Origin of the sequence: Plantactinospora sp. KLBMP9567 (assembly GCF_033446045.1) — a bacterium.
In the GTDB taxonomy this organism is placed as follows: Bacteria; Actinomycetota; Actinomycetes; order Mycobacteriales; family Micromonosporaceae; genus Plantactinospora.
This window is the reverse complement of the sequence record NZ_JAWQRR010000009.1, coordinates 392,897-403,628: the sequence shown is the minus strand read 5'-3', so window position 1 is coordinate 403,628 and position 10,732 is coordinate 392,897. Positions and strand designations below refer to the sequence as shown.

General features: G+C 66.6%; 8 protein-coding genes. 6 read left to right on the top strand and 2 right to left on the bottom strand.

Annotation, left to right across the window (positions count from 1 at the left end):
• Window positions 1-542 precede the first annotated feature (542 nt).
• Entirely contained in the window at window positions 543-1,004 is a 462-nt protein-coding gene (locus R6Y94_RS07685; RefSeq protein ID WP_318395062.1) for a hypothetical protein, read from the top strand.
• Between the two features lie 10 nt (window positions 1,005-1,014).
• Here R6Y94_RS07685 and R6Y94_RS07680 read toward each other — a convergent pair whose 3' ends face one another.
• Both R6Y94_RS07680 and R6Y94_RS07675 read right to left on the bottom strand, forming a co-directional pair.
• Window positions 1,015-1,377, bottom strand: coding sequence for a cyclic-phosphate processing receiver domain-containing protein (locus tag R6Y94_RS07680; protein WP_318395061.1), 363 nt, complete (start codon window positions 1,375-1,377; stop codon window positions 1,015-1,017).
• 290 nt (window positions 1,378-1,667) lie between these two features.
• The gene (locus R6Y94_RS07675) at window positions 1,668-2,675 is read right to left on the bottom strand and encodes a LysR family transcriptional regulator (protein WP_318395060.1); all 1,008 of its coding nucleotides are present in this window, start codon (window positions 2,673-2,675) and stop codon (window positions 1,668-1,670) included.
• A 21-nt stretch (window positions 2,676-2,696) separates the two neighbouring features.
• On the opposite strand from R6Y94_RS07675, the gene dnaE reads away from it, so the two are divergent.
• From dnaE to R6Y94_RS07650, 5 genes are all read left to right on the top strand, one after another.
• Complete coding sequence (dnaE, locus tag R6Y94_RS07670; RefSeq protein ID WP_412102700.1) at window positions 2,697-6,284, top strand: DNA polymerase III subunit alpha; 3,588 nt, start codon at window positions 2,697-2,699, stop codon at window positions 6,282-6,284.
• Window positions 6,281-6,601, top strand: a complete 321-nt coding sequence (locus R6Y94_RS07665) for a DUF6300 family protein (protein WP_318395059.1) — start codon at window positions 6,281-6,283, stop codon at window positions 6,599-6,601. Before dnaE ends, R6Y94_RS07665 begins: the two co-directional genes overlap by 4 nt.
• A 697-nt stretch (window positions 6,602-7,298) precedes the next feature.
• Complete coding sequence (locus R6Y94_RS07660) at window positions 7,299-8,207, top strand: polyphosphate polymerase domain-containing protein (protein ID WP_318395058.1); 909 nt, start codon at window positions 7,299-7,301, stop codon at window positions 8,205-8,207.
• Window positions 8,208-8,210: 3 nt separating this feature from the next.
• A complete protein-coding gene (locus R6Y94_RS07655) occupies window positions 8,211-8,888 on the top strand; it encodes a DUF4956 domain-containing protein (RefSeq protein WP_318395057.1) in 678 nt (225 codons plus the stop codon).
• A gap of 71 nt (window positions 8,889-8,959) precedes the next feature.
• Window positions 8,960-10,585 carry a CotH kinase family protein gene (locus R6Y94_RS07650; RefSeq protein ID WP_318395056.1) on the top strand — a complete coding sequence of 542 codons (1,626 nt, stop codon included), beginning with the start codon at window positions 8,960-8,962 and terminating at the stop codon, window positions 10,583-10,585.
• Window positions 10,586-10,732 lie beyond the last annotated feature (147 nt).

Here is a 10,732-nt window from a genome sequence, read left to right as displayed (position 1 = left end):
GGCCCGGGCCAGGACTTTCTCTTGTTCGTTGATGGCCTCGATCGTGGCCGACCGCTTGTGTGGGTCCATCCCGATCACGACTCGACTCATGCGCTACTTCCTCCCATTTTGGCTATTGCTTGATGCCGAACGGGGAGGGCAAAGCTACTTCGAGCTGGACAAGTCCCTCTTGAGCCACTCCCCGGTCGGTAGCCGGCGGGCGCATGCCAGATGATAGTCACACCCTGGATCCGGGTGGACAGCCGCAAAGAGAGCGATCCCACCGGCTACCTCGACCCAGCCTGGCCGGGCACGGGTCGTAGATCCAATTAGATAGGTAGCCGCTGACCGTACGCGTCACCACCAGCCGTAGCCGTCCTGCTTCGTAGGCGGCGGGTTCTCAGATATTCCTGCATTTTTGGATGCCTCCGCCCTGGGCTGTGCGTCACACTGCTGCAGTGGAGAGCTTTCGGTGCGCGATGTGCGGAAACGCCCTGAGTGTCCCGGTCCGGCTGGTGGAGCTGCCAGCGGGAGTGCACTGGTCGCTCTTGGACTGTCACCATGTGAACCCTCCGCTGCTCGACCCGGGCACCTACGCGATCGATGAGGCCACGTATGGCCGCGACCAGGTTGTGGGCACCTTCGTGCTCTCACCCGGCGACGTGCGCGGCACACGATTCGTCCAGGACCTCGTTCTCACCGGCTGCTGGTCCCTGGTGGGATGGAGTCCGTGTGTCGCCTGCGAACAGTGCGATGCCCTGGTCGCTTCCCGGACGGACGACTGCGATGTGGCCCAGGAGACGCGCTTCTACCCTTCTATGGTGGTCCGCGAGACCTGTGACGTTGAGGCAGATCTCGCCACCGATCCGTTCGCGCGGTTCGCTGACTGGGACAACGCCGCGCAGGACACCAGACGACACGGCTGGGTACCCAAACCCACCCGACCACGGCCAGAACTCACTGCGACACGCTGGGGCGGCCGAGGTGCAAAAGCGCACCTCTATCGAGACGATCCACCAGCCTGACCGCACAAGCTCACGCGGGGCCGTCGAGATAGCCGACGTCTGTAGAGCCCGACGCGACGTGGACGCGATACCCCCAGCGCCGTAAGACCTGGGCGATCTTCGCGGCGCCGGCCGGGTTGGCGGAGTGGACATTGATGACGCCGACGTCAAAGGGGCGCTTGTCGAAGGCGGCCCGTTCCAGGACCTCCACGACCGGCCAGATCGTGTCGTCCCCGCCTAGGTCGTGGTCCAGCCACAGCTCGTCCAGGCGCCGGTCCCGGTAACGATGGAGGAGTTCAGCTCCGGCGGTGCTGGTGCGGGCCACCTCAGCGCTACGGCCATCCACGAACGAACGGAGGTCATCGACCAGGACGATCGTTCGGCGGGTATCCACGCGATGATGATGATGCCTGGCGCCGTCATGATCCGACATCCGGATTTGCCGCCGTCCGCGCGCGCCACCCAACTTGGAACCATCACGTTCCGTGACCGGCCTTCCGGGCCGGTCGATGTCCGACTCCGCCGATGTGAGTCAGCTCGGCGCGTCGCCCCGGCTCAAGTTGACTCGGGCAAGTCACGGCGTCCCCGTTCCCCCACCAATAGGCCTGAATTTGTCGAGGCGGCGTTCGCTGTCGAAGCGGGCTCACACGTCCGAGCTGGTTGACGCAGGGGTCGGCCTTACGATCACACATGCGGCATTGCCCACTTCGGTGTCCAGGTCTTGGCGTTAGGGTGCGGACGCTGCACGGAGCGGATGTAGTTGCGGAGCGTGGCAAGGCCGGGGTGTGGATTGTCGCGATGCCAGATCAGTGAGTGCGGGTAGACCGGCGCCGGTTCGCGGACCGGTATGCGTCGGAGGTCGTAGTCTGCCGGCCAGAGCAATCGGACCTGCTCACCGGTGAGGGTGGCCAGCGTCGAAGAGTCCGCGAGTATGTCCAACAGGTGGTCGGTGCCGAAGTTGGGGCCGACCCGCTCGATGGTGAGTTCGAACGTGGCGGCGAGATCGTCGTAGTAGGCGGCCCATTCGGTTCCGGGGACGATGCCGGGGATCCAGATCCGGTGTCCGACGAGATCGGCGGGCGTGACCGTGCGTGCGGCGGCCAGTGGGTGGGTCGGTCCCGTGAGCAGTTCGTGGGGATCGTCCAGGACTCGCGTCGCCGTGACGCCTTCCCGGAGTTGCTGTTCGGGTACGGCGACGGCCCGGAACGAGGCATCAATCGCGCCAGATCTGATGGCGTCGATAACCGCGTCGACACCGAAGTCGACGAACGTCACGACATCGAGTTCGATGTCGGGATACGCCCGGTGGAAATTGCGCATTAGCCCTGCTGGTCCGATCCGATGGTTGAGCACCTCGACGCGCAGCGTGCGCCGTCCCGGACGCACGGAGCCAACGGCACGCGCTTCGACTCGGAGCAGCGTTCGTGCATGCGGAAGGAACGCCTGCCCGTCGACGGTGAGCTGGGCGCCGCGAGAGGTACGGGTGAACAGCGCCACGCCGAGGACCTGCTCCAGCACTGCGATGCGTTTGGAGACGGCCTGCTGGCTGATGCCGAGCCGAGTCGCGGCCTCGCTGAAGTAGCGCCCGTCAGCGACCGCGACGAAGGCGCGGACCGCGCTGACATCAAGATCGACCGAAGCCTCATCAACAACTGTTGGTTGTGATGCATCGGCGTGTTGGCTGTTGGACAACTAAGCCTGCCTTCGGGTCGAATGCTCCGATCGGGGCGAGCCTACAGCCAGGAGGTGTGGACGTCAGTGGGGTCCTTCGTGCATCTTCACGTGCATACCGAGTACAGCATGCTCGACGGGGCAGCCAAGGTGGACCCGCTGATGGCGGAGGTGTCACGGCAAGGAATGCCCGCCGTGGCGATGAGCGACCACGGCAACGTGCACGGGGCATACGAGTTCTACCAGGCGGCCCGCAAGGCGGGAATCAAGCCGGTCATCGGCATCGAAGCTTACGTCGCTCCCGCCTCGCGGCACCACCGGCAGCCGACGTTCTACAGCGACAACCTCGGGTTGCGCCGATCGAATGATGAGACCGGCGAGGGCGGTGACGTCTCCGGCCGGGGTCTCTACACGCACCTGACGATGTGGGCGGCCGACGCCCAGGGGCTGCGTAACCTGTTCCGCTTGCAATCCCGGGCCTGGCTGGAGGGCCATGTCCAGAAGTACCCCCGGATGGACGACGAACTGCTCGCCGAGCACCGCCAGGGCATCATCGCCACGACCGGCTGCCCGTCGGGCGAGGTGCAGACCAGGCTACGGCTCGGCCAGTACGACCGGGCGGTCGAGGCCGCCGCGCGGTATCGCGACATCTTCGGCAAGGACAACTACTTCCTGGAGCTGATGGACCACGGCCTGGCCATCGAGCGCCGGGTTCGGGACGAACTGCTCAAGCTGGGCAGGGAACTCGACCTGCTGCCGCTGGCCACCAATGACTCGCACTACGTCACGGAAAGCCAGGCCGGGGCGCACGACGCTCTGTTGTGCGTCGGCACCGGCAAGCGACTCGCCGACACCGACCGCTTCCGGTTCAGCGGCAGCGGCTACCACCTCAAGTCGGCACAGGAGATGCGCACACTGTGGGACGATGCCGTACCCGGAGCCTGCGACAACACACTGCTGATCGCCGAGCGAATCGGCGACTACGCCGAGGTGTTCGCGCACCGGGACCTGATGCCCCACTTTCCCGTCCCGGAAGGCGAGACCGAGTCAAGCTGGCTGCGCCAGGAGACCCTGCGAGGAGCACGTCGCCGCTACGGCGAGAACCTGCCGCAGGAGGTGCTCGACCGAGTCGACCACGAACTGTCGGTCATCGACACCATGGGCTTTCCCGGCTACTTCCTGGTGGTCGCCGACATCTGCCGGTACGCCCGGGAGCACGGCATCGGCCTTGGCCCCGGCCGCGGCTCGGCCACCGGCTCGATCGTCGCCTACTGCACGGGAATCACCGAACTCGACCCGATCGAACACAAGCTGATCTTCGAACGCTTCCTCAACCCCGAGCGCGTCACCATGCCGGATGTCGATCTGGACTTCGACGACCGGCGGCGCGACGAGATGATCGACTACGTCACCCGCAAGTACGGCGAGGACCGGGTCTGCCAGATCGTCACGTTCAGCACCATCAAGGCCAAGGCCGCCGTCAAGGACTCCTGCCGCGTCCTGGGTCTGCCGTACGCCCTGGGGGACCGCATCACCAAGGCCTTCCCGGCGGCGGACGGCGGCAAGGAGATCCCACTGGCCGCCATCCACGACGAGCGCCACTCCCGCCACGGCGAAGCGGCCGAGTTGCGCCAGATGTACGAGCAGGACCCGGAGGTCAAACAGGTAATCGACACCGCGGTCGGCCTCGAGGGCCTCACCCGGGGCACCGGCATCCACGCCGCCGGCGTCATCCTCTCCAGCGCTCCCCTAGTCGACGTGATCCCACTGGTCAAGCCGAAGGCCGACGGCCCGGTGATCACCGGCTTCCCCTTCACCCAAGCCGAAGCCATGGGCCTACTGAAGATGGACTTCCTCGGCCTGCGCAACCTCACCGTCATCGGTGACGCGATCGCCAACGTCCGCGCCAACAAGGGCATTGACATCGACATCCTCGACGTCGCGCTCGACGATGCCAAGACCTACGGGCTGCTGGCACGCGGTGACACACTCGGGGTCTTCCAGTTGGACAGCGGCGGGATGCGGGTCCTGCTGAGACTCATGCAGCCCACCACCTTCACCGACATCGCCGCAGTGAACGCGCTGTATCGACCCGGCCCGATGGAGATGAACGCCCACACCAACTACGCCCTGCGCAAGACCGGCAAGCAGCCGGTCGAACCGCTCCACCCGGAACTCGAGGAGGCGCTCGAACCCATCCTCGGTGACACCTACCACCTGGTCGTCTTCCAGGAGCAGGTCATGGCCATCGCCCAGCAGCTCGCCGGGTACTCCCTCGGCGCGGCCGACCTGCTGCGCCGCGCGATGGGCAAGAAGAAGAAGGAGGTCCTGGACGCCGAATGGGACCGCTTCTCCGCCGGGATGCGCACACGCGGCTTCTCCGACCAGGCGATCAAGGCGGTCTGGGACGTGCTGGTCCCGTTCAGCGGCTACGGGTTCAACAAGTCACACACCGCGGGGTACGGCCTCGTCTCCTACTGGACCGCGTACCTCAAGGCCAACCACCCACACGAGTATCTGGCCGCACTGCTCACCTCGGTCCGGGACGACAAGGACAAGATGGCCGTCTACCTGTCGGACTGCCGACGTCTGGGCATCCGGGTGCTGCCCCCCGACGTCAACGCCAGCCAGTTGGACTTCGCCGCCGTCGGCTCCGACATCCGCTTCGGCCTGGGTGCGGTACGCAACGTCGGAGCCGCCGTCGTGGAAGCCATCACCACCACCCGGGAGGCCAAGGGCCCGTACACCGACTTCAACGACTTCCTCGGCAAGGTCCCGCCTGTCGTCTGCAACAAGCGGGTCATCGAATCACTGACCAAGGCCGGCGCGTTCGACGGCCTACGGCACCACCGCAAGGCCCTCGTCTCGGTCCACGAACAGGCCGTCGACGCGATCATCGACGTCAAGCGCAACGAGACCCACGGCCAGGACTCGCTCTTCGGCGTACTGGGCCAGAGCGCCGGCTTCTCGATCGCCATCCCGCAGGAAGAGTGGGACAAGGCCACCCTGCTCGCCTTCGAACGCGAGATGCTCGGCCTGTACGTCTCCAGCCATCCACTCGACGGCACCGAACACATCCTCGACGCCAACCGTGACACCACCATCGCCGACCTGCTCACCTCCGGACGGCAGGATCGGGCGATCCAGGTCAGCGGCATCGTATCCGGCCTACAACGCAAGATCACCAAGCAGGGCAACCCGTGGGCGATCGTCACCCTCGAAGACCACGACGCCGCCGTGGAGTGCCTGATCTTCCCCAAGACCTACGCCGTGTACGGCGACGCACTGGCCCAGGACCGGGTGATCTCCGTCCGAGGCCGGATCAACATCCGCGACGAGACAACGAGCGTCTACGGCGAGGAGATCACCCCGCTCGACCTCTCCCATGCGAACACCGAGCCACCCGTAGTGATCGCGCTCCAACAAACTCAGGTGAACCCGCGGCTCGCCCAGGAACTCAAGCACATCCTGACCACCCACCCCGGTCGCGCGCCCGTACACGTACGCCTGGACAGCCACGACGGAAGGAGCGTGCTGTTGAACCTCAAGCCGTTCCAGGTCGCCCTGGGGCCGGCGTTCTACGGCGATCTCAAGGCGCTGCTCGGAGCGGACGCGATCGGACGCGCATGACCGACTGGCCGTGCCACCGATGCGGCACAGACAACGTCCTCGCCGTTCTGCGCCGTCCCGGCACCTGGACCAACCTGTCAGGAAACCGGGTCCGGGTTGTCCATAAGCTTCATCTGTGCGCCCGCTGTGACGCGGACGATCCCCTGTCCGGCCCGGTCGTCGAATATCTCACCGCCGACGAGGCCAGACATCCGGGTGACGTTACTCGGCTCGCATGGGATCTGCTCCGCTGGATCGATCAGGCGCGACCGACGAAACCGGCCGAGAACGCGCTGACAGCAGAGATCGACGCCTGGTACCGCGGCGACCTTGACTAATCGCCTGGATACGTAGCTGCACCGAGCAATGATGAGGCGCGCTTAGCGGAGCCGACAGGGGACCTGAACGTCCACCGACAGTACCGTCGCTGTCCCGAGATAGGTCACCGCTCCTCACGGCCGCGACGATCGCCGGGGTGGCCGGCCCTCGTCGCGAGCGGGGCGATCGCTGCCGCGCCGCTTCGGGGCTTGCCACCGGAGTACGTGGCCCAAGCGCGGTGACCCGGCGCCACGGCAAACCGCCCCGGCCTTCGGGCCGTACGGAGGCCAGCCACTGGGCCGCCGCGTGGGCGATGAGGGGGCGGTCGGCGGCGAGGAGTGCCTGGATCGCCAGTGCGGTGGCGTCCACGTCGCTGACGCAGGTGGTCTGGGCGAACTGCAGGGGAAGCCGCCGTCGGGGCAGCGGCTGCCGGTCAGGAAGGAGATCGCCGCTGGGGGTGCTCCGCCGGCCCGGTCGAGCGCCAAGGGGGCGAGGGACTGGCTGAACATGTTGCTGAAGTCGCCGAATGCGGAGCGGTCGGTGAACCTGCCTCCAAATGTTGGTCATGACAGTCATCAACCCGCCGTACACCTTGCGTTCACGTCTAGTTCTGACGTGGTTCAAAGCTGGCTTTGAGGTTCATCTGGTTATGTCGCTTTCGTCCTTACCGTAAGCAGATGGGCTGTGAGAATGCGACTGCCGTTCCGACGACGTGCTATGCCGCCGGATCGCCCCGGCGGCGGTGAGCCGTCAGACTCCGACCGTTCGACGCCGCCGGGCAGCCCGGCTTCGGGCCGTAGTGGTGATCATGTCGGTCATGCGCTGCGGGCGCCGAGCGCGCTGCACGCCTTCAACCGCTACGAGATCAAGTATCTGATGCCGAGCACCGCGGTGCCCGCGCTGCGCACGGAACTCGCCAGGCGGCTCGATGTCGACAGTCACGGCGTCGGTGGCGGCTACGGCGTCTGGAGCGTCTACTACGACACCCGTGATCTCCGGTTCTACTGGGAGAAGATCGAGGGCTTGCGGTTCCGGCGCAAGTTGCGGGTGCGGCACTACGGCGACCGGTCGACCGTCGACGACGACAGCACGGTGTTCGTGGAGATTAAGCAGCGGATCAACCGGGTCACCCAGAAGCGCCGGGTGGCGTTGCCGTACCACCTCGCTCGTGAGCTGTGCGACCGCCGGGTGATGGTCGCGCACGAGCCGGGCCAGCGGGCGTTCCTCGAAGAGGTGTTGGATCTTCTGTGCCGGCTGGACCTGCGCCCGGTGGCGATGACCGGGTACCAGCGTGAGGCGTTCGTCGGTCGCGACGCCGAGGTCGGTCTGCGGGTCACCGTCGACCACCGGGTCCGTGGCCGCGACCGCGACTTCCATCTCGGCGCCGATGCCGAGAACCGGCTGATCGTTCCGGCTCGACTGACGGTGGTGGAGCTCAAGGCCAACGAGCGGGTGCCGTACTGGCTCACCGACCTCGCGGCCGGTCTGAGCATGTCGGTGGTGCGGATCTCGAAGTACTGCCAGAGCGTCGAGGCGTTCGGCCGCGTACCCCGATCGGTTTTTCATGTTTCCGATGACGACCCCGCCGGCGCCCCGGTGTCGGCTGCTGCCCGAAGTGAGGCCTGACCCATGCCATTCGACGTCCAGGATCTGTCCGGCACGTTCAGTGTCGGTGACATCGCGATCGCGCTGTCGCTGTCGTTCGTGCTGAGCGCCATGATCGGCTGGGTCTACCGGTTCACCCACCGCAACGTCTCCTACAGCCAGTCCTATGTGCAGACGCTCGTCATCCTCGGCATGCTCATCGCGTTGATCATGCTGGTGGTCGGGTCGAACATCGCGCGTGCTTTCGCTCTGGTAGGTGCGCTGTCGGTGGTGCGGTTCCGCAACGCCATCAAGGAGACCCGCGACGTCGGTTTCATCTTTCTGGTGATGGGTATCGGGATGGCCGCCGGTACCAGGTTCTACACCCTGGCGATCGTCGCCGCCGTGGCGATCTGCCTCATCATCCTGGTGATGTACCGGTTCAACTGGTTCGCCTCCAGCATTCAGCGGCAGGTGGTGAAGGTTCAGGTGCCGCCGGACGGCGACTACACCGCACACATCCAGGACGTGCTCATCGCGCACACCAGTGAGTTCGAGCTGGTGAGCATGGAGTCGATTCGCGGCGGCGCCCTGACCGAGATGATGTACACCGTCCGGCTCAAGAAGGGCCACGGACCTGGCGACCTGATCACGGCTCTCGGCGAGCGGACCGGCGGGCAGCGGGTGACCGTGCTGACCGGCTACGACCAGACGGACCTGTGATGACGCCGTTACAAACGTCTACGGCGCCTCCGCGGGTTGCGGTGCGGCGGAGGCTGGCGCACCGGGTTCCGGTGCGGGTGCGGCACTACTGGAAGCTCCTCGCCGCGTGTGCGGTGTTCGTCGTCGTCTGCGCGGTGGTGTTCAGCACCGTGCGGGTCACACCGCTGGTGACCAGCGGCAGCGACAACAGCGCCGACCAGGTCACCCAGAACATCGTCGGAACGACGGAGCTGTTCGACGCGACCGTGGCGCATCGGATCACGCTGACCTTCCGCGACGAGGACTACCAGCGGCTGCTCGACGATCTCTGGGAGGAAGACGAGAAAAACTTCCTCGAGGCCGACCTGACGATCGACGGCACCCGTATTCCCAGCGTCGGTATCCGGCTGAAAGGCAACTCCACGCTCGGTGGGCTGACCCGTAACGGTGAAGCCCGGCAGCGGGGGTTCGGCCGCGACCGGCCCCCGGGCGCCGGGCAGGAGCCCCGACCGGGCGGCAACGGCCCCGGCGGGGGTTCCCCGGGCGGCGGCTTCCCTGAGGGTGGCCCGGCGGGTGCGCCGGGCGGCGACCAGGCGGGCGGGGCGCGGGGCGGTGCTGGCCCAGGGGGGTTCGGCCGGGCGTCGCTCAAGGCCGAGGAGCCGGAGAGCCTGCCGTGGCTGATCCGCTTTGACGAGTTCGTCGAGGGCCGCCGCTACCAGGGCCACCGCGAGATCGCCGTGCGGGTTGCTGGGATGGGCGGCGGCAGCACGGTCCTCAATGAGGCGGTGTCGCTGCAGGTGTCGGCCGCTGCGGGTGAACCCGCCCAGCGGTACGCGTACTCGAGCTTCACCGTCAACGACCGGCCCACTACTGCCCGGCTCCTCGTCGAGCACCCGGACGAAGGCTTCGCCGACACGCTGGGCGGCGACGGTGTGCTGTACAAGAGCCTGGCCACCGGCCAGTTCACCGACCAGGGCGACGACCCGACCAGCTACGCCGACGACTTCAAACAGGTCACGATGAAGGGCAGCCAGGACCTCCAACCCGTCATCAACCTCATCAGGTGGGTCAACACCAGCAGCGACGCCGACTTCGCCGCTCACCTCGGGGATCATGTCGACGTGCAGGCGCTTGCCCGCTATCTGGCCGTGCAGAACCTGCTGCTCAACTTCGACGACATGGCCGGGCCTGGCCGTAACTACTACCTGTGGTACGACCTGGGCGCGAAGAAGTTCACGGTCGTCGGCTGGGACTACAACCTCACCCTCAGTGGTGAGGCCACCCAGGGCCCGCACGACACCGGTCGGAGGGGCGGTCGTTTCCCGCAGGCCGGAGGCGCTCCACCTGGCGGCTTCCCGCCACCGGAGGGCGTGCAGCCGCCTGAGGGCGTGCAGCCGCCGGCGGGTATGCCGGGTCCGGGCGGCGACGCCGTCGGTGGGCGGGGTCGGCCGGGCGGGGTCGGCGGCAACAAGCTCAAGGAACGTTTCCTTGCCAGCGCTGCTTTCAAGCCGGTGTACGAGAACGCCTATCGCGACCTCTATCGGAAGATCTACGCGGACGGCACGGCGTTGAACGCCGTCGAGAGCATCACCAAGGTGCTATCCACCGTCGACGGCTACGACGAGCAGAAGACGACTGCGGACGTCGAGCGACTGAAGACGCTCGTCGGGCAACGTACGTCGCACCTCGCCACCCACAGCGTCATCACCAGCGGGTGAGGCGTTAACCGGGCGACAGGATGCAGGACTCTGCGGCCGGCGGTGTGCGATGCGGGCACACCGCCGGCCGTGGGCGGCGTGCAGTTGCGGAGCGGTGCTGGTCCCGGATCCGCCCGGTTGCCCAAGCGATGTCGGTGACGGCGGGAT

Bases quoted from the DNA above. Each gene is read 5' to 3' on its own strand.
- R6Y94_RS07655 (WP_318395057.1), top strand. From the start codon at position 8,211: ATGCCATTCGACGTCCAGGATCTGTCCGGCACGTTCAGTGTCGGTGAC.
- dnaE (WP_412102700.1), top strand. From the start codon at position 2,697: ATGCTCCGATCGGGGCGAGCCTACAGCCAGGAGGTGTGGACGTCAGTG.
- R6Y94_RS07660 (WP_318395058.1), top strand. From the start codon at position 7,299: ATGCCGCCGGATCGCCCCGGCGGCGGTGAGCCGTCAGACTCCGACCGT.
- R6Y94_RS07665 (WP_318395059.1), top strand. From the start codon at position 6,281: ATGACCGACTGGCCGTGCCACCGATGCGGCACAGACAACGTCCTCGCC.